Origin of the sequence: Cryobacterium sp. 10C3 (genome assembly GCF_034314285.1) — a bacterium.
GTDB classification, from domain to species: domain Bacteria; phylum Actinomycetota; class Actinomycetes; order Actinomycetales; family Microbacteriaceae; genus Cryobacterium; species Cryobacterium glucosi.
In genome coordinates this window covers 3,295,180-3,312,508 of sequence record NZ_JAVIWF010000002.1, presented here as the reverse complement: position 1 = coordinate 3,312,508, position 17,329 = coordinate 3,295,180, and the positions used below count along the sequence as shown (strand labels likewise).

Genomic DNA, 17,329 nt, shown 5'->3' with positions numbered 1-17,329 from the left:
CGAACAAACCCCGACCCGCCGCGAAAAACACCGCGCGGATGCCGGTGGCTGGATATCCGCGCCCCGATCTGACACGATTCATCGTGGCCCCGTGCGGCCCGATCTGGAGAAGACCCGATGTCCGTAAGCGTGCGTGAGGTGGCCGCGACTGCCGGCGTGTCCGTCGGCACGGTGTCGAATGTGCTCAATCGCCCGGACAAGGTTTCCCCGAGCACCGTCGAACGCGTCCAGGCGGCGATCAGCCAGCTCGGTTTCGTGCGCAACGACGCAGCCCGCCAATTGCGTGCCGGTCGCAGCCGGAGCATCGGCCTCGTCGTCCTCGACGTCGCCAACCCCTTTTTCACGGATGTCGCGCGCGGCGCCGAAGACCGCGCAGCCGAGGACGGCCTCACGGTGCTCCTGGGCAACAGCGACGAGAACCCGGGGCGCCAGAGCGCCTATCTCGACCTCTTCGAGGAACAGAGGGTGCACGGCGTGCTCATCTCACCCCTCGGGGACGTCGGCGACCGCCTCTCGCGGCTCCGCGCCCGCGGCACACCGACCGTGCTCGTGGACCGCGAGATCGCCGACCGGAGCTTCTCGTCCGTCGCCGTCGATGACGTGGCCGGCGGATACCTCGCCGTGAGCCACCTCGCCGCCATCGGACGGACCCGGATCGCCTTCGTCGGCGGGCCCCACAGCATCCGCCAGGTCGTCGACCGGCTCGAGGGCGCCCGCAAGGCCGTCGCCGAGCACCCGGGGGTCGTCCTCGAGACGATCGACACGGACTCGCTCTCGGTGCTGCAGGGGCGGTCCGTCGGTGAACAGCTCCTCGCCCGCCCGGCGGGAGAACGCCCGGACGCCGTCTTCGCGGCCAACGACCTGCTCGCGATGGGCGTGCTCCAGGCACTGAATATGCTCGGCGACGTACGCGTCCCCCGCGACATCGCCCTGATCGGATACGACGACATCGCCTTCGCGTCCGCTGCCGTTGTACCGCTTTCGTCGATCCGCCAGCCGAGCGCCCTGATCGGGTACACGGCCGTCGACCTGCTGATGCGCGAGGCGGAGGGCGGCGAGGACTTCGAGCACGAGCAGATCCAGTTCCAGCCCGAGCTCATCATCCGCGAGTCGACCGCCGGCTAGGCGAGACATCCGCCTGCCCGCACCCGCTTCGCGCCCGCCCGCGCGCCGGTTTCCGCTGCCCGCGCCCCGTGACGACGGAAACCGCGCCGGTTTGCGCAGGTCGCGCCCGCTCTTTCGGGCGCGACCTGCGCAAACGGGCGCGGCGGCGAAGACCGGGGCGCTGGATCCGGCTAGAAGTGCATGTTCATCGCGACCGGTTCCCCGACGACGGATGCTTCGACGACTGACTCCTCGGCGACGACGTCTTCCGGGTAGCGTTCGGCTTCGATCTGCTGGAGGCTCTTACCCTGGGTGTGCGGCGCCCAGACGGCTCCGACCACGAGCGAGACGGCGAGGAAGCCGATCAGGATGAGGCCGAGCCAGGACAGCCCGATCGAGGTCAGCAGGATCGGGAAGACCATGCTGAGCAGGCCGACCATGATCCGGGCGACGAAGAACAGGATGCCCTGCGCGCTCGCCCGGTACTCGGTCGCGAAGAGCTCGCTGGCCCAGAGGCCGTAGAAGGCCTGGGCGCCGATGCCGGCCGCGACGCCCCAGAGCACGGCGAAGGAGAGCAGCGCCGGCATGGTCGGTTCGGCGAAGACGAGCACGGCCCAGGCAGCGATGCCCAGAAGCGAACCGACGATGTAGAGCATGCGGCGGTTGAACCTGTCCGCGAGGCGCATGAAGCCGAAGTAGGTCGTGGCCACCGTGAGACCCCAGACGAGCGCCTGGAGCAGGTACTGCTCCGTGGCGCTCTCGACGCCCGCGGCGGCGTAGACCCGCGGCATGAAGATTCCGGCCTGTCCTGCGACTATATTCCAGAACGAGTACACGCCGATCAGGAAGAAGATCGCGGTGATGTTCGCCTTCTTGCTGAAGAGCGCCTTGACGCCGTGGAAGACGTTGGTGGATGTCGCCTTCGCGTTGGATTCCTTCCAGATGGCCGTCTCCGGCAGTCCCTGCCGCATGTACCAGGTGATGAAGGCCACGACGAAGAGCTCGGCGAAGATGAGCCGGCTGCCGAGGAGGCCGAGGGGCTCGACCGCGACGGCGAGGAGGAAACCGATCAGCGGGCCGCAGGACCAGGCGAGCTGGGCGGCACCGACGTGCTTGGCGCGCTGCCCGGCCGGCGCCTGCTCGGAGAGGTAGGTCCACGAGGCCGGAACACCGGCCCCGACGGCGATACCGGTGATGATGAAGGCGAGCAGCAGCATCCCGTAGCTCATCGCGAACACGGCGAGGGCGACGCCGATCATATAGACGATGAGGTCGTAGGTATAAATGAACTTGCGACCGTACTTGTCGCACAACGGGCCGCCGATGAGCGCACCCGCCGCCGCACCGAACGCGTTCGCGCTCAGGGCCGCGAGCAATCCGACCGCGAAGTCGTCGATCCCGAACTCCTTCTGCCAGAGCGACAGGCTGGTTGCGATCGCGATGATCGATCCCGCTTCGATGTAATTGGACATCGCCACCGAGATGGTGGCTTTCATTCCGGTTGTGCTTTTGTTTCCAATTCGGACCACGAATGGTCCTCCTTTGCTCTCGTCATTGATGCAGAGGCTCGTGGCCTCGGCTTCGAGGACGCGATGCGGTGGCGCCGGTGGCGCCGCACCGTTCATTGAATGAAACGATTCAATGAGGTGTCCCAGCAGACTACGTCACAATCGTGTGCCTGCCTAACCATTTCGGGTGCGCCGTGACCGGGGGCGACGATCCGGGAGAACCGGGGAGTTGACGCGCTGCGGTTTCCGGAGTTATAGTCGAGATAGTTGAAACGATTCAATTACCACGAAGACGAGGACATCCCATGAGCTTTGCCAGTCGCGAACTCCGCGAAGAAATCCTGTACTGGTGCAAGGAGTCGGTGCGTACCGGACTCAACTTCAACACCCAGGGCAACATCTCGATTCGCCTGCCCGAGCATGACGCGATCGTCATTACGCCCTCCGGCATCCGCTACGACGTGCTGACGGTCGACGAGATGGTCGTCGTCGGCTATGACGGCGTCGTCATCGAGGGGGACCTGTTCCCGTCGACCGAGACGGATGTCCACCTCGCCCATTACCGCCGCCGCCCCGACATCAACGCGATCGTGCACACCGAGTCGCCGTACGCGAACATGTTCGGCGCCGTCGGCAAGACCATCGACCCCGTGCTGCTGAACATGGTGCTCTACGCCAAGGGCGCCGTGCGCATCATGCCGTTCGAGTTCTCCACCAACAAGGATTTCGGCGAGCTCAGCGCCGCGCTCATGGGCGACGACACGAACGCCGTCGTCTGGGGCAACCACGGCATGATCTCGGTCGGTGAAGACGTCGCCGGCGCATTCAAGGTCGCCGTCGCGGTCGAGGCCAACGCGCAGGTGCTCTACGGGGCCCTGCAGCTCGGCACCCCGAACATCCTCGAGCTCGAGAAGATCGTCATCCCCGAGGGTGCGCGCCTGCCCTAAGCGGCATTCGGCACCCGATGTGCGGCGGCCCCGAGCGGGCCGCCGCCGCGCTCAACCTCAGCAGTATCCACAGACATACCCACAGAGAAGTGACCCCATGACGGTATCCGCAGAAACCCTTCGCCTCCTGGAAAGCCAGGCCATCGAGCTCCCGTCGTGGGCGTTCGGCAACTCGGGCACCCGCTTCAAGGTCTTCTCGACCCCCGGCACGCCGCGCACCCCCAGGAGAAGATCGCCGATGCCGCAACGGTCAACAAGTTCACCGCGCTTTCCCCGAGCGTCGCGATCCACATTCCGTGGGACAAGGTCGACGACTATGCGGCGCTCGGAAAGTACGCCGAAGACCTCGGCGTCACGCTCGGCACGGTCAACTCGAACACGTTCCAGGACGACGCCTACAAGTTCGGCAGCCTCACCCACATCGACCCGAAGGTGCGCCAGATGGCGATCGATCACCACTTCGACTGCATCGACGTGATGAACCAGACCGGCTCGGAAGACCTGAAGATCTGGCTCGCCGACGGCACCAACTACCCGGGCCAGGGCGATATCCGCGGCCGGCAGGACCGCCTCGCCGACTCCCTCGGCAAGATCTACGCCCGGATCGGCGAGCACCAGCGCCTGGTCCTGGAGTACAAGTTCTTCGAGCCGGCGTTCTATCACACCGACGTGCCCGACTGGGGAACCAGCTACGCGCAGGTCTCCGCCCTCGGCGACAAGGCGATGGTGTGCCTGGACACCGGCCACCACGCGCCCGGCACGAACATCGAGTTCATCGTCGCGCAGCTGCTCCGCCTCGGCAAGCTCGGCTCCTTCGACTTCAACTCCCGCTTCTACGCCGACGACGACCTCATCGTCGGAGCGGCAGACCCGTTCCAGCTGTTCCGGATCCTCTACGAAGTCATCCGCGGCGGCGGCTACGGACCCGACTCCACCGTCGCATTCATGCTCGACCAGTGCCACAACGTCGAAGAGAAGATCCCCGGCCAGATCCGCTCCGTGCTGAACGTGCAGGAAATGACCGCCCGCGCCCTCAGCGTGGACACCGTCGCCCTCGCAGCGGCGCAGGAGGCCGGCGACGTCCTCGGCGCCAACGGCATCATGATGGACGCCTTCTACTCCGACGTCCGCACCGACCTCGCCGCGTGGCGCGAGTCCCGCGGACTCGCGGCCGACCCGATCGCCGCATTCAAGGCATCCGGTTACCAGGAGAAGATCTGCGCAGACCGCGTCGGTGGCACCCAGGCCGGCTGGGGCGCCTGACCCCACCCGCATTCGGCACCACCCGTTGCCGTTTCGGACGACTGTGGCCGGCACACCGGCCGCAGTCGTCCGAAACGGCAACTCCTTTAAGTTCTGACGAGCAGAGAGTACGAAGATGACCACCAGCACGGATGCCGCAGTCGTCGCGGCCGTCGACCTCGGCGCCACGAGCGGCCGGGTCATGCTCGGCCACGTCGGGCCGAACGAGCTGCGCCTCCGCCCGGTGGCCCGCTTCGCGAACGGGCCGATTCGCCTGAATGAGGACGGGCATCCCTCGCTGCACTGGAACATCGTCGAGCTCTACCGCAATGTGCTCGCCGGTCTCGGGACCGCCGCCGCGGAAGAGCCCGCCCTCGTGAGCATCGGCGTCGACTCCTGGGCCGTCGACTACGCGCTGCTGCGGCAGGGGCGGATGCTGCAACTCCCGTACCACTATCGCGATGCGCGCACCCAGCCCGCTGTCGATCTCGTCCACCGGATCGCCACACCCGCCGAACTCTATGCGGCCAACGGACTCCAGTTCCTGCCGTTCAACACGCTCTACCAGCTGACCGCAGACCTGACCGCCGGCTCGCTCGACCAGGCCGACCAGGTGCTGCTCGTGCCCGATCTTCTGAACTACTGGCTCACCGGCGTCGCCGTCGCCGAACGCACCAACGCATCAACGACCGGCCTCCTCGGCGTCGGCAGCCGAGAGTGGGACGAACCGCTCATCGACCGGCTCGGCTTCGACCGCCGGATCTTCCCGCGCCTCGTCGATGCCGGGACCCGGATCGGTTCCCTGCTCCCTGACGTCGCCGGCGAGATCGGCGCCCGCGCCCCGATCGACGTGACGGCCATCGGCTCGCACGACACGGCATCCGCCGTCGTCGCGGTGCCTGCCCTCAGCGACGACTTCGCCTACATCTCGTGCGGCACCTGGGGGCTCGTCGGCGTCGAGCTCGAGGCCCCGGTGCTCAGGGCGGCAGGCCGCGCGGCCAACTTCACGAACGAGGGCGGCGTCGACGGCCGCGTGCGCTACCTGCACAATGTGATGGGCCTCTGGCTGCTCAGCGAGTCGATCCGCACCTGGGAGCACGCCGGCGAGACGATCGTTCTCGCCGACCTGCTGCGTGCGGCCGGCGAGGTCACCGGGCCCGTCGCCGTGTTCGACGCCGACGACCAGCGCTTCCTCGCCCCCGGGGACATGCCGGGCCGCATCCGCGACTACTGCCTCGAGCACGACCTGCGCGTTCCGCGCTCGAACGCCGAACTCGTGCGCAGCATCCTCGAGAGCCTCGCGGATGCCTTCGCCCGCGGCGTCGAGACCGCAGCCGCGCTTTCCGGCACCGACGTACGGGTCGTGCACATCGTCGGCGGCGGCTCGCAGAACCGCCTGCTCTGCCAGCTCACGGCCGACCGGCTCGGCCTGCCCGTGCTCGCCGGCCCCGTCGAGGCGACCGCGATCGGCAATGTGCTCGTGCAGGCGCGGGCCCAGGGCCTCGTCACCGGTTCGCTCGAAGGGCTGCGCGCCCTCGTCGCCCGCAGCTTCGTACCCGAGCGGTATACGCCGGTCCGGACTCTCGTCAGCCGATAGCCGGCACGGGGAAACAGGGGAAACAGAAAGGAGCGGCCGGCGCACACGCGCCGGCCGCTCCTGTTCTCAATCGACCAACCCGAGGTCTACCTTTCCGGTCGAGAGCGCCCGGTATACGGGTCACTCTCGACCGGAAAGGTGACTCTGGGATCAGTAGATCGAGGTGTACAGCGCGAGGATCTGCTCGACGGTCACGTCGCGCGGGTTACCGCCGGTGCAGACGTCGTCGAAGGCGGCCCGGGCGAGTGCCGGGAGGTCCTCCTCCTTCGCACCGATCTCGCGCAGTGTCGTCGGGTTGCCGAGGTCGCGGGCGAATGCCGTGACGGCAGTGACGGCCGCGGTGCGGGCATCCTCGACCGACAGGTCTGCGGCACCGGCGACCGCGAAGGCCACCGCGATGTCGCGGAAGCGGTCGCCGGTCGCGTCGGCGTTGAACGCCATCACGGGGGCGAGCAGGATGCCGTTGGCCACGCCATGCGGGGCGTTGTAGAAGGCGCCGAGCGGGTGGGCCATCCCGTGCACGAGGCCGAGGCCGACGTTGGAGTAGCCCATTCCCGCGATGTACTGGGCGAGGGCCATCCGGTCCGCGGCAACCGGGTCGCCGTCGGCGGCGGCGGCGAGGGACTCGGCGATCATCGTGATCGCCTTGAGGTGGAAGAGGTCGGAGAGTTCCCAGGCGCCCTTGGTCGTGTAGCCCTCGATCGCGTGGGTGAGCGCGTCCAGTCCTGTGGCGACCTTGAGCGAACGTGGCGCGGATGACATCATCTCGGAATCGACGACGGCGACGATCGGAATCGCGTGCGGGTCGACGCAGACGAACTTGCGGGAGCGTTCGACGTCGGTGATCACGTAGTTGATCGTGGTCTCCGATGCGGTTCCCGCCGTCGTCGGAACGGCGATGATCGGAACGGAGGCCCGCTTCGTGGCCGCGACGCCCTCGAGCGAGCGCACGTCCGCGAACTCGGGGTTGTTCGTGATGATGCCGATGGCCTTGCAGGTGTCCTGCGGCGAGCCGCCGCCGATGCCGATCAATACGTCTGCGCCCGAGGCCGCGAAGGCCGCGACGCCGCGCTTGACCGCTTCGATCGGCGGGTTCGGGGTGACGTCCGAATAAACCTCATAAGGGATTCCGGCATCGTCGAGGAGTGACGTGACCTTGCCGGTGACGCCGGTCGTGACGAGCACCTTGTCCGAGACCACAAAGGCCTTGGTGAAGCCACGGGAGGCTATTTCACCGGGGATGACGCTAATGGCCCCTGCGCCGAAGTGTGCCGTTTGGTTCCAGATCATGCGAGTGATCATTGTCTGACTTCTCTCTGTGTGCGTTCAACGTTGAATCGTTTCACTTAGAGAAAGTCTACTCGCCGGAGGCACAGGGCATAGGCTTGTTTTGTACTCAGGCGCAGGCCCACCCCGGACCCGGTGGACCCGCGTCGCTCGCGATCCTCGTCACCGCCGCCGAGATGTCGACACCCGGGCGAATACATCCCCCCACCATTCCCCGGCGCCTCCATTTTCAGGCATCTATCGAGAAGAGCTCCCGTCTATGACTTCTCCGACATTTCCCCTTTCGCCAGCCCAGGCCCGCGACCGCATCCTCGGTTTGCGTGGCGTGCTCTTCGACCTCGACGGCGTGCTGACTCCCACCGCCGACGTGCATATGGTCGCGTGGTCCCGGCTCTTCACCCCTTCCTCGAAGACCAGGGGTGAGTCCCTCCTATAGCGATGCCGACTACTTCAGGTATATCGACGGCAAGCCCCGCTACGACGGCGTGCGCAGCCTCCTCGCCTCGCGCGGGATCACGCTGCCAGACGGCGACCCCACGGATGCCCCGACGCAGGACACCGTGTGCGGCCTCGGCAACCGCAAGAACGCGGCCTTCAACGAGACCCTCGCGGAAGACGGCGTGACTCCGTACCAGGGTTCCCTCGACTTCCTCGACTACGTGGTCAACGCCGGGCTGCAGGTCGCCGTCGTCACGAGTTCCCGCAACGGCGAACTCACCCTCGGGGCAGCGGGCATCCGTGATCGCTTCGGTATCGTCGTCGACGGCAACCTCGCCGCCGAGCGTCGGCTCGCCGGGAAGCCCGCGCCGGACACCTATGAACTCGGCGCCGAGCTGCTCGGTCTCACTCCAGCAGAGTGCGTCGTGGTCGAAGACGCCGAGTCGGGAGTGCAGGCCGGCCGCGCCGGTGATTTCGGGCTGGTCCTCGGCGTCGACCGCGGCGTCGGACCGCAGACCCTTCTGGACGCCGGAGCCGATATTGTCGTCTCAGACCTCGATGAACTGGTGCCCCGCCCGTCCGAGCCCAGCACGTCACCCGAAACCGCAACGCAGGAGGCCACCGCATGAACCTGACCGAAGAGGTCATCCAGGACCCTCTCGACCGCAATCGCTTCCCGGTCGACGAATGGGCCCTCGTCGAGACGGCGTTCACCGGAGCCGACATCGGACGCACCGAGACCCTCTTCGCGGTCGGCAACGGCTACCTCGGCCTGCGCGGCAACGTCGACGAGGGCAGGGACGGCCACGTCCAGGGCACATACATCAACGGTTTCCACGAGACCTGGCCGATCCGGCACGCGGAAGAGGCCTTCGGTTTCGCCCGCGTCGGCCAGACGATCGTCAACGCTCCCGACGCCAAGATGATCCGCGTCTACGTCGACGACGAACCGCTCGTGCTGACCCTCGCCGAGTTGCTCAGCTACGAGCGCCGGCTCGACTTCACCACCGGCATCCTCTCTCGCTCACTCGTCTGGCGCACGCCATCGGGCAAGCGCGTCCTGATCCGGTCCCGCCGGATGGTGTCGTTCACCGACCGGCACCTCGCGATCATCGACTACGAGGTCACCATGCTCGACGCGGATGCGTCCGTCGTGATCTCGAGCCAGATCCTGAACCGCCAGGACGGCATCAGCGAGTACGACCGGCCCAAGGGCTCGATGACGACAGACTGGGACCCGCGCAAGGCGGAGTCCTTCACCGACCGGGTGCTGCAGCCACGCTTCAAGCGCGCTTCCGGCGGCCGGTACATCCTCGGCTTCCGCTGCACGAACTCGGCGATGACGATCGCCTGCGCCGCCGACCACCAGATCGAGACAGCCAACGAGTTCGTCGAGTCCTCCGCTATCGGCGACGACCTCGCCAAGCACGTGTACACGATCAAGGCCAAGCAGGGCAATTCGATCCACATCACGAAGACGCTCAGCTACCACACCTCCGCGGGCGTGCCCACTCACGAACTCGCCGACCGGTGCGACCGCACCCTGGACCGCGCGCGGGACGAGGGCATCGAATCGTTCATCGCCCGCCAGCAGGAATGGCTCACCGACTTCTGGGCGCGCACCGACGTGCAGCTTCCCGGGCAGCCCGTGCTGCAGCAGGCCGTGCGCTGGAACCTGTTCCAGCTCGCCCAGGCCTCGATGCGCGCCGACGGCCAGGGCGTCTCCGCGAAGGGCGTGTCCGGCTCCGGCTACGGCGGCCACTATTTCTGGGACACGGAGGTCTACGTCCTGCCGTTCCTGACCTATACCTCTCCGAACGCGGCCCGCAACGCGCTGCGTTTCCGGCACGGAATGCTGGACCAGGCCAGGGACCGCGCGACGGAGCTCAACCAGCTCGGCGCCCTGTTCCCGTGGCGCACGATCAACGGGCTCGAGTCCTCCGCGTATTACGCGGCGGGCACGGCCCAGTACCACATCGACGCCGACATCGCCTATGCGCTCAGCCAGTACGTCGCCGCAACCGGCGACGAGGACTTCCTCGCCCGCGAGGCCATCGACATCCTCGTCGAGACGAGCCGGATGTGGGCGGACCTCGGCTTCTGGCGCGGCAACGGGCACGGCAACGACGTGTTCCACATCCACGGTGTCACCGGGCCGGACGAGTACACGACCGTCGTCAACGACAACCTGTACACGAACATCATGGCGCGCTCGAACCTGCGGAACGCCGTGACCGCGGTCCGCCGGCTGCGGTACATCGACCGCGACGCCTACGACGCCATGGTCGCCCGGCTGAACCTCCAGGACACCGAGATCGCCGAGTGGGCCTTCGCCGCCGAGGCGATGCACATTCCCTTCGACAAGGGCCTGGCCATCCACCCGCAGGACGCGCAGTTCCTCGAGAAGGAACGCTGGGACCTGTCCCAGACGCCTCCGCAGAACCGGCCGTTGCTGCTGCACTACCACCCGCTCGTGATCTACCGCTTCCAGGTCCTCAAGCAAGCGGATGTGGTCCTCGCGCTGCTCCTGCAGGGGGACCAGTTCACTCCGGAGGAGAAGCTCGCCGACTTCGACTACTACGACCCGCTCACGACCGGCGACTCGACCCTGTCCGACGTGGTCCAGTCGATCATCGCGGCCGAAGTCGGGTACCACGAGCTCGCGCTCCGGTACTTCACCTCCGGCCTGTTCGTCGACCTCGCAGACCTGCACCACAACGCGGCGGACGGCGTTCACGTCGCATCCGCCGGTGGAGTCTGGAGCGCCCTCGTCTACGGATTCGGCGGCATGCGCGACCACAACGGCCGGGTCACCCTCGACCCGCGACTGCCGGAAGGCTGGGAGGGGCTCACCTTCCGGATCACGCTCAAGGGCACCCGGCTCCGGATCGACCTCAGGCAGGACGAGGTCGAGGTGACCGTCGAGGCCGGCGTCGAGGCGAAGCTCGCCGTGCGCGGGGCGCCCGCTTTCACGGTGCGTCTCGGCCAGCCCGTCATCGTCCCGCTCGAGCACCAGGGCGCCCGCACTCCCGGGGCTCCGTCGCCGGCTGCGATCGAGGGCGGACGTCGCGACGACGGCACCGTGATCACCTCGTCGATCCCGACGATCGCGCACCTGACCGACTTCATGGACCAGGTCGACTGATCCCGCCTCTCGTGCGCCGCCGGTCAGAGAAGCCGGAGGCGCACGAGGCTCTCCGCGGTGGCGAGGATGGCCTCCTCGTTGGACAGAGGTTCCCAGCCGAGCATCCGCCTGGCCTTGTCATGGGAGGCGTTCCGCGTCGTGCCGAGTTGCGGGGCGACCTGCCGGAGCGGGGCGCTGAACGGGGCGAGGACACGGACGAGCCAGGTCGGCATCACCCGGCGGGGCACCCGACTCGCGACGTCGCCGAGGTTCGACCTCAGCAGGGCTGCGATCTCCGGAAAGGTCATCGGGGGTCCGGCGACGGCGAGGAACCGTTCGCCGGGCGCGAGCGGGCTCGTCATGGCGCGCACGTGCAGGTCGGCGACATCGCGCACGTCGACGATGTTGGTCTCGATCCGCGGCACCGCGGGCACAGCACCCGTCAGGAGCCCGCGGAGGAGTTCGACGGAACTGGAGAGGTCTGTCCCGAGCACGGGTCCGAAGATTCCGACCGGGTTGATCACCGTGAGCTCGAGGGTGCCTCCCTCGCGATCGACGAAGTCCCAGGCCGCACGTTCGGCGATGGTCTTCGACCTGACGTATGCGCTCACTGAGGCGGTCGGGTCCGTCCAGTCGTCCTCGGTGAACGGGCGGTCCGGATGCTGGGCGCCATACCCGACGGCGGCGAACGAAGAGGTCAGCACGACCCGCCGCACGCCGGCGTCCCGCGCGGCCCGGAGCACCCGCAGTGCGCCGTCGCGGGCGGGGACGATGAGCTCGTCCTCGTCCGCCGGCTCACGTGCGGGGAAGGGTGAGGCGACGTGCAGGACGAAGGCGCAGCCGTTCACCGCTTCCGCCCAACCGGCGTCGGAGAGCAGGTCGGCGACGGTGAACGAGAGGGCGCTGCCGGCATCCGCCCCGCCCGCGGCGACCATCGCGCGCACCTCGGGCTCCCGGGTGAGGGAGCGCACCGTCGTGCGCACCCGGTAGCCGTCGGCGAGGAGCCGCACGATGCAGTGCGCGCCGACGAAGCCAGACCCACCGGTCACCAGAACCAGCTCACCACTCATGAGATCCTCTTCCCGTTGTAAAATCCCTGCACCGGCAGCTCGTCGACGAGAGGCAGTCTAGTGAGCGACTTCAACGAACAGATCATCTCGGAGTTCCGGGAGAACAACGGTCATGTCACCACGGCCGGGTTCGGGTCCAACCTCGTGCTCCTGCACACGACCGGGGCGCGCACGGGTGCCGAGCGCGTCAGCCCGGTGATGTCCATCCGCGACGGGGACGCCTGGCTCGTGGTCGCCTCCGCCGGCGGCCGGCCCCAGCACCCGGCCTGGTACTTCAACCTGCTCTCGCACCCGGAGACCTCCATCGAGACCCCGGAAGGGACGGTCGCGGTCACCGCGACCGATTTGGACGGCGACGAGCACGCCAGAGCCTGGGCGAAGATCATCGCCCTCGCGCCCGGCTTCGCCGGCTACCAGGAGCGGGCCGTCGAACGCCGGATTCCGGTGCTCCGGCTGGTCCGAAACGCCTGAGCGTCGCCTACGCCTGCAGTCGCCGCTCGAGATAGGGGGCCGTCCTGCTCTCGGCGTGGGTGGCGACGACCTCCGGCGGACCGGCCACGAGGATACGGCCGCCAGCGTCCCCTCCGGACGGGCCGAGGTCGATCACCCAGTCGGCCGCCGCGATGACGTCGAGGTTGTGTTCGACAACGACGACGGTGTTGCCTGCGTCGACCAGCCGGTTCAGCTGGGCGAGCAGGAGCTGCACATCCGCCGGGTGCAGGCCCGTTGTCGGTTCGTCGAGCAGGTACAGGGTGTGGCCGCGGCGGGCACGCTGGAGCTCGGAGGCGAGCTTGATGCGCTGGGCTTCCCCACCGGAGAGCTCTGTGGCGGGCTGGCCGAGGCGGACGTAGCCGAGGCCGACCTCGCGGAGGGTCTCGAGGCTGCGGGCGGCCGCAGGCACGTCGGCGAGGAACCCGGCGGCATCATCGACGCTGAGCCCGAGGACCTCTGCGATGGTCTTGCCGCGGTAGTCGACCTCGAGGGTCTCCGGGTTGTACCGGGAACCGTGGCACGCCGGGCACAGGGCGTAGCTGCCGGGGAGGAAGAGGAGTTCAACGGTGACGGAGCCCTCCCCGAGGCAGGTCTCGCAGCGGCCGCCGGCGACGTTGAAGGAGAAGCGTCCCGCCCCGAAGCCGCGGCTGCGGGCTGCGGGGGTGGCCGCGAAGGCCGCGCGGACCGCGTCGAACAGGCCGGTATAGGTGGCGAGGTTCGAGCGGGGAGTGCGTCCGATCGGCTTCTGGTCGACGGTGACGAGGCGGTCAACCGGGTCATCGGCGACGATCTGGCTGATCAGAGATGATTTTCCCGATCCGGAAACGCCAGTGACCGCGGTGAGGAGCCCGAGCGGGAACTCGGCGTCGAGATCCTGAAGGTTGTGCACGTTGACCCCGCGCAGGCCGAGCCAGGCGTGTGGTTCCCTCCGCGCCGGCGCCGGGACCGCGGCATCCGTCGTGTCGGAAGCGGGGAACAGGAACCGCCGTGTCACCGACTCCGGGACCCCGGCGAGCCCGCCGACCGGACCGCTGTAGAGCACCTCGCCGCCGCCGGTTCCTGCGTGCGGACCGACGTCGATGACCCAGTCGGCGGCGCGCACGACGTCCATGTTGTGTTCGACGACGAAGACGGAGTTGCCGGAGGACTTGAGCTGCTCGAGCACGACGAGGAGGGGTTCGGCGTCGGCGGGGTGCAGACCCGCAGAGGGCTCGTCGAGCACGTAGACGACGCCGAAGAGTCCAGACCTCAACTGGGTCGCGATCCGGAGGCGCTGCATCTCACCGGGCGAGAGCGTCGGGGTGGAGCGCGAGAGGCTGAGGTAGCCGAGGCCGAGATCGACCAGCACCTCGATGCGCGCGAGCAGGTCGCGGCTGATCGTGGCTTCGACCCCGGCGGATGCCTCGCCGCGCCCGGCGGAACCGGCCTGCGTGAGCGGGCGGAGGGTCTCGGCGAGGGTGGTGAGCGGCAGCCCGGCCAGCTGGGAGATGGAGAGCCCGGCCACCGTCACGGCGAGGGCGGCCGGGGTGAGTCCGCTCCCGTCGCAGAGCGAGCAGGGTCCGGACTCCACGAACCGGAGCGCGCGCTCCCGCTGACTCTGGCTCTGCGAGTCGGCGAGGGTGTGCAGGACGTAGCTGCGCGCACTCCAGAACCGGCCCTGGTACGGCTTGGCGACCCGGTCGCGCTGCGGCGTTATCTCCACGACGGGCTGCTCCTCGGTGAAAAGGATCCAGTCCCTGCTCTCAGCGGGGAGGTCGTTCCACGGCACGTCGACGTCGTAGCCGAGGGCGATCAGGATGTCGCGGAGGTTCTTGCCCTGCCAGGCGCCCGGCCACGCCGCGACGGCGCCCTCGCGGATGCTGAGGGTCCCGTCGGGCACGAGGCTCGCGCGCGTCGGGAGGTGCGCGATTCCGAGCCCGTGGCAGCGCGGGCACGCCCCGGCCACGGTATTCGGGGAGAAGGAGTCCGATTCGAGCCTGGGCGCATCCGCCGGGTACGTGCCCGCACGGGAATACATCATGCGCAGTGAATTCGACAGGGTCGTCAGGGTGCCGACCGTGGACCGCGAACTCGGCGTGCCGCGCCGCTGCTGCAGGGCGACCGCGGGAGGGAGGCCCGTGATCTCGTCCACCTGCGGGGTGTGGCCCTGCTGGATCAGTCGGCGGGCGTACGGGGCCACCGATTCGAGGAACCGGCGCTGGGCCTCTGCGAAGATCGTGCCGAAGGCGAGCGACGACTTGCCGGAACCGGAGACGCCGGTGAACGCGACGATCGCGTCGCGGGGCACGTCGACGTCGACATCCCTCAGGTTGTTCTCCCTGGCTCCCCGCACCCGCACGAAACCGGGGGTGGGAGAGACGGAGGGGAGAGACGAGGTCGGAGTATGCATCCGTCCGACCCTAGTCGCCGCACCTGACTGCGCGCCGATTCGGACAGCAGGCCAGGCCTGGGAACGATCGACTCAGTAGAACTCGACCGTGTTGACGATGTGGCGGAGGGGAGGCCGTCGAGGAACCGGGTCGCGTTGTCGGCGAAGAGCTCGGCGATCCGGCGTTCCTCCTCGGCGTCGAGGGCGGCGGTGTGGGGGCTGATCACGACGTTCGGGAAGTCCCAGAGCGCGCTCGCGGTGTCGAGCGGTTCCTTCGCGAACACGTCGAGGGCGGCGAAGCCGATCCGGCCAGACTCGAGGGCACGGATGAGGGCGTCCTCGTCCACGACGGTGCCACGCCCGATGCTGACGAAGGTCGTTCCCGGCCGGACCGCGCCGAAGACGTTCTCGCCGACAAGTTTCAGGGTCGCGGCCGTTCCCGGCAGGGCGACGACGATCGCGTCCGCGCTCGCGGCTCCGGCCGCGAGGTCCTCCGTTCGGATCAGCTCGTCGACGAAGGGAACGGGCAGGTCGTCCCTGCTCGTCCCGATCACACGCATCCCGAGCCCCTTCGCGAGCCGGGCGACCTCGCGCCCCACTCCGCCCAGCCCGATGACGAGCACCGTCTGGTCGCGCACCTGGCCGAGGGCCCTGCGCTCCGGCCACGCGTGCGCGCGCTGGTCGCTTTGGAGCACGGGCAGCTGCTTCGCTCCGGCCATGATGCCGAAGATCGCGAATTCGGCGAGCGGGCCGCCGTGCACCCCGGCCGAGGTCGTGAAGACCACCCGGTCGAGATCGGCCTGACCGAGGCCTGCGGACTTGACCTGCGAGCCGCCGCCCGCCGCCATCACCTGCACCCAGCGGAGTCCCGGATTCGCCTCAACGGTTCGGCGAAGGGCGACCGGGTTCACGTCGGGGATGCCGAAGAGCACGTCGGCCGAGTCGAGCATCCGCTCGAAGTCGGCCTGCTGTCCGGCGGTGCGCCGGAAGGCGGGGTCGCCGCGGTAGTCGGCAGGGCGGCGCATCGGCGGCAGCAGGGCCTGGTCACGCACGAGCTCGATGCGGGGTTCCGCCCGCTCGATCAGCCGGCAGAGCTCCTCGCTCAGCGGGGTCGCGACAACGACGCGGAGCGTTGCGGTGGTGGTCATGCTGTCAGTCTCCCTGATCAAATGGATGCCGGCGCATGCGCCTCGAGGAATGTAGCGAGTCCGGCCCGGTCGGGCAGCCCCTCCTGGTCACCGCGCGACGTCGTGGCCAGCGCGCCGACCGCGCCGGCACGGTGCACCCAGTCGGCGAGTGAGAGCCCGTCGAGGGCCGCACTGAGGAGTCCAGCGGAGAAGCCGTCGCCCGCGCCGACCGTGTCGACGACAGACACCGAGAACGGCGGGCAGCTCGCGTGCGTCCCGTCCGCGGCGAAGAGTTCGGCGCCGCGGGAACCGGCCTTGACCGCGACGACCTTCACGCCGCGATCGAGGTACCAGCGGGCGATTCCGGCCGGGGTGGTCTCCCCGGTGAGGATGTGCCCTTCGCTCGTGCCGGGCAGCACCCAGTCCGCCTGCACGGCGATCTCATTGATCGCGCGCACCATTTCCGCGGTGTCGGCCCAGAGGCTGGGGCGCAGGTTCGGATCGAAACTCACCGTCGCGCCGGTTTCACGTGCAACATCGACGGCCTGGGCGGCGAGGTGCCGCGGTCCGTCGCCGATCGCGAGCGGGATCCCGGTCAGGTGCACATGCCCGGCACGGCGCACGTAAGCGGCCGTCGCCTCGGTGGGCGCGAGCGTACGTGCCGCTGAGTGCGACCGGAAGTAGACCACGAGCGGGTCTTCGTCCTCGCCCGGCCGGTTCTTCAGCTGGAACCCGGTCGGTTCGCTCGCGTGCAGGTCGACCTGGCCGACATCGATGCCGTTCGCCTCGAGCTGCTGCAGGACGAATTCACCGAACGGGTCCGTGCCGAGACGCGTGATGAACCCGACGCTGTGGCCGAGCCGCCGCAGACCGACGGCGACATTGAATTCCGCGCCCGCCAGCCTGCGGGTGAAGCGGTCGACCCGGGCGAGCGGACCGGACTCCTCCGCGACGAACATCGCCATGATCTCGCCGAAGGTGACGACGTCGAAGTCCCTCTGGACAGTGCTGGGCATGTGGTTCCG

Annotated in this window: 13 protein-coding genes and 1 pseudogene; 8 read left to right on the top strand and 6 right to left on the bottom strand. The window is 68.5% G+C overall.

The features are described from left to right. Positions 1 to 117 precede the first annotated feature (117 nt). On the top strand, positions 118 to 1,125 hold the full coding sequence (locus RGU41_RS16685; protein ID WP_134446404.1) for a LacI family DNA-binding transcriptional regulator: 1,008 nt from the start codon (positions 118 to 120) through the stop codon (positions 1,123 to 1,125). A gap of 170 nt (positions 1,126 to 1,295) precedes the next feature. On the opposite strand, the gene RGU41_RS16680 is transcribed toward RGU41_RS16685, so the two are convergent. Beyond that, positions 1,296 to 2,600 (bottom strand): MFS transporter, encoded by a 1,305-nt coding sequence (locus tag RGU41_RS16680; protein ID WP_198413724.1) that lies wholly within the window; start codon positions 2,598 to 2,600, stop codon positions 1,296 to 1,298. Positions 2,601 to 2,917: 317 nt separating this feature from the next. Between RGU41_RS16680 and RGU41_RS16675 the strand changes: the two genes are divergently transcribed. From RGU41_RS16675 to RGU41_RS16665, 3 genes and pseudogenes are all read left to right on the top strand, one after another. After that, entirely contained in the window at positions 2,918 to 3,559 is a 642-nt protein-coding gene (locus RGU41_RS16675; RefSeq protein ID WP_134446406.1) for a class II aldolase/adducin family protein, read from the top strand. Positions 3,560 to 3,656: 97 nt separating this feature from the next. Then, positions 3,657 to 4,822, top strand: a pseudogene (rhaI, locus tag RGU41_RS16670) (L-rhamnose isomerase). Between the two features lie 115 nt (positions 4,823 to 4,937). Beyond that, entirely contained in the window at positions 4,938 to 6,398 is a 1,461-nt protein-coding gene (locus RGU41_RS16665) for a rhamnulokinase family protein (RefSeq protein ID WP_322136881.1), read from the top strand. Positions 6,399 to 6,548: 150 nt separating this feature from the next. Here RGU41_RS16665 and fucO read toward each other — a convergent pair whose 3' ends face one another. Further along, the gene (gene fucO / locus RGU41_RS16660) at positions 6,549 to 7,688 is read right to left on the bottom strand and encodes a lactaldehyde reductase (RefSeq protein WP_322136880.1); all 1,140 of its coding nucleotides are present in this window, start codon (positions 7,686 to 7,688) and stop codon (positions 6,549 to 6,551) included. Between the two features lie 256 nt (positions 7,689 to 7,944). On the opposite strand from fucO, the gene RGU41_RS21060 reads away from it, so the two are divergent. The 3 genes from RGU41_RS21060 to RGU41_RS16650 are packed head-to-tail and all read left to right on the top strand — an operon-like array spanning position 7,945 to position 11,268. Beyond that, complete coding sequence (locus RGU41_RS21060) at positions 7,945 to 8,121, top strand: hypothetical protein (protein ID WP_416173164.1); 177 nt, start codon at positions 7,945 to 7,947, stop codon at positions 8,119 to 8,121. Continuing rightward, a complete protein-coding gene (locus RGU41_RS16655; protein ID WP_416173163.1) occupies positions 8,105 to 8,752 on the top strand; it encodes an HAD family hydrolase in 648 nt (215 codons plus the stop codon). The genes RGU41_RS21060 and RGU41_RS16655 overlap by 17 nt, the downstream gene beginning before the upstream one ends. Further along, positions 8,749 to 11,268 (top strand): glycoside hydrolase family 65 protein, encoded by a 2,520-nt coding sequence (locus tag RGU41_RS16650; protein WP_134448620.1) that lies wholly within the window; start codon positions 8,749 to 8,751, stop codon positions 11,266 to 11,268. Before RGU41_RS16655 ends, RGU41_RS16650 begins: the two co-directional genes overlap by 4 nt. Positions 11,269 to 11,291: 23 nt before the next feature. Here the strand turns inward: RGU41_RS16650 and RGU41_RS16645 are convergent, their stop codons facing one another. After that, on the bottom strand, positions 11,292 to 12,317 hold the full coding sequence (locus RGU41_RS16645) for an aldehyde reductase (protein WP_322136879.1): 1,026 nt from the start codon (positions 12,315 to 12,317) through the stop codon (positions 11,292 to 11,294). A 60-nt stretch (positions 12,318 to 12,377) separates the two neighbouring features. Between RGU41_RS16645 and RGU41_RS16640 the strand changes: the two genes are divergently transcribed. Next, positions 12,378 to 12,788 carry a nitroreductase/quinone reductase family protein gene (locus RGU41_RS16640; RefSeq protein ID WP_134448616.1) on the top strand — a complete coding sequence of 137 codons (411 nt, stop codon included), beginning with the start codon at positions 12,378 to 12,380 and terminating at the stop codon, positions 12,786 to 12,788. 7 nt (positions 12,789 to 12,795) lie between these two features. On the opposite strand, the gene RGU41_RS16635 is transcribed toward RGU41_RS16640, so the two are convergent. Genes RGU41_RS16635 through RGU41_RS16625 form a run of 3 tightly spaced genes read right to left on the bottom strand, consistent with a single transcriptional unit; the run spans position 12,796 to position 17,320 of the window. Then, positions 12,796 to 15,198, bottom strand: a complete 2,403-nt coding sequence (locus tag RGU41_RS16635; RefSeq protein WP_322136878.1) for an excinuclease ABC subunit UvrA — start codon at positions 15,196 to 15,198, stop codon at positions 12,796 to 12,798. Further along, entirely contained in the window at positions 15,114 to 16,325 is a 1,212-nt protein-coding gene (locus tag RGU41_RS16630) for a D-2-hydroxyacid dehydrogenase (protein WP_322136877.1), read from the bottom strand. The genes RGU41_RS16635 and RGU41_RS16630 overlap by 85 nt, the downstream gene beginning before the upstream one ends. Before the next feature lie 17 nt (positions 16,326 to 16,342). Further along, positions 16,343 to 17,320: a sugar kinase gene (locus RGU41_RS16625; protein ID WP_322136876.1), complete on the bottom strand. Its 978-nt coding sequence runs from the start codon at positions 17,318 to 17,320 to the stop codon at positions 16,343 to 16,345. Positions 17,321 to 17,329: the final 9 nt, after the last annotated feature.

Excerpts from the sequence above, each read along its gene's own strand:
- RGU41_RS16685 (WP_134446404.1), top strand. The coding sequence starts at position 118 with ATGTCCGTAAGCGTGCGTGAGGTGGCCGCGACTGCCGGCGTGTCCGTC.
- RGU41_RS16680 (WP_198413724.1), bottom strand. The coding sequence starts at position 2,600 with ATGAAAGCCACCATCTCGGTGGCGATGTCCAATTACATCGAAGCGGGA.
- RGU41_RS16675 (WP_134446406.1), top strand. The coding sequence starts at position 2,918 with ATGAGCTTTGCCAGTCGCGAACTCCGCGAAGAAATCCTGTACTGGTGC.
- RGU41_RS16665 (WP_322136881.1), top strand. The coding sequence starts at position 4,938 with ATGACCACCAGCACGGATGCCGCAGTCGTCGCGGCCGTCGACCTCGGC.
- fucO (WP_322136880.1), bottom strand. The coding sequence starts at position 7,688 with ATGATCTGGAACCAAACGGCACACTTCGGCGCAGGGGCCATTAGCGTC.
- RGU41_RS21060 (WP_416173164.1), top strand. The coding sequence starts at position 7,945 with ATGACTTCTCCGACATTTCCCCTTTCGCCAGCCCAGGCCCGCGACCGC.
- RGU41_RS16650 (WP_134448620.1), top strand. The coding sequence starts at position 8,749 with ATGAACCTGACCGAAGAGGTCATCCAGGACCCTCTCGACCGCAATCGC.
- RGU41_RS16645 (WP_322136879.1), bottom strand. The coding sequence starts at position 12,317 with ATGAGTGGTGAGCTGGTTCTGGTGACCGGTGGGTCTGGCTTCGTCGGC.
- RGU41_RS16635 (WP_322136878.1), bottom strand. The coding sequence starts at position 15,198 with ATGCATACTCCGACCTCGTCTCTCCCCTCCGTCTCTCCCACCCCCGGT.
- RGU41_RS16630 (WP_322136877.1), bottom strand. The coding sequence starts at position 16,325 with ATGACCACCACCGCAACGCTCCGCGTCGTTGTCGCGACCCCGCTGAGC.
- RGU41_RS16625 (WP_322136876.1), bottom strand. The coding sequence starts at position 17,320 with ATGCCCAGCACTGTCCAGAGGGACTTCGACGTCGTCACCTTCGGCGAG.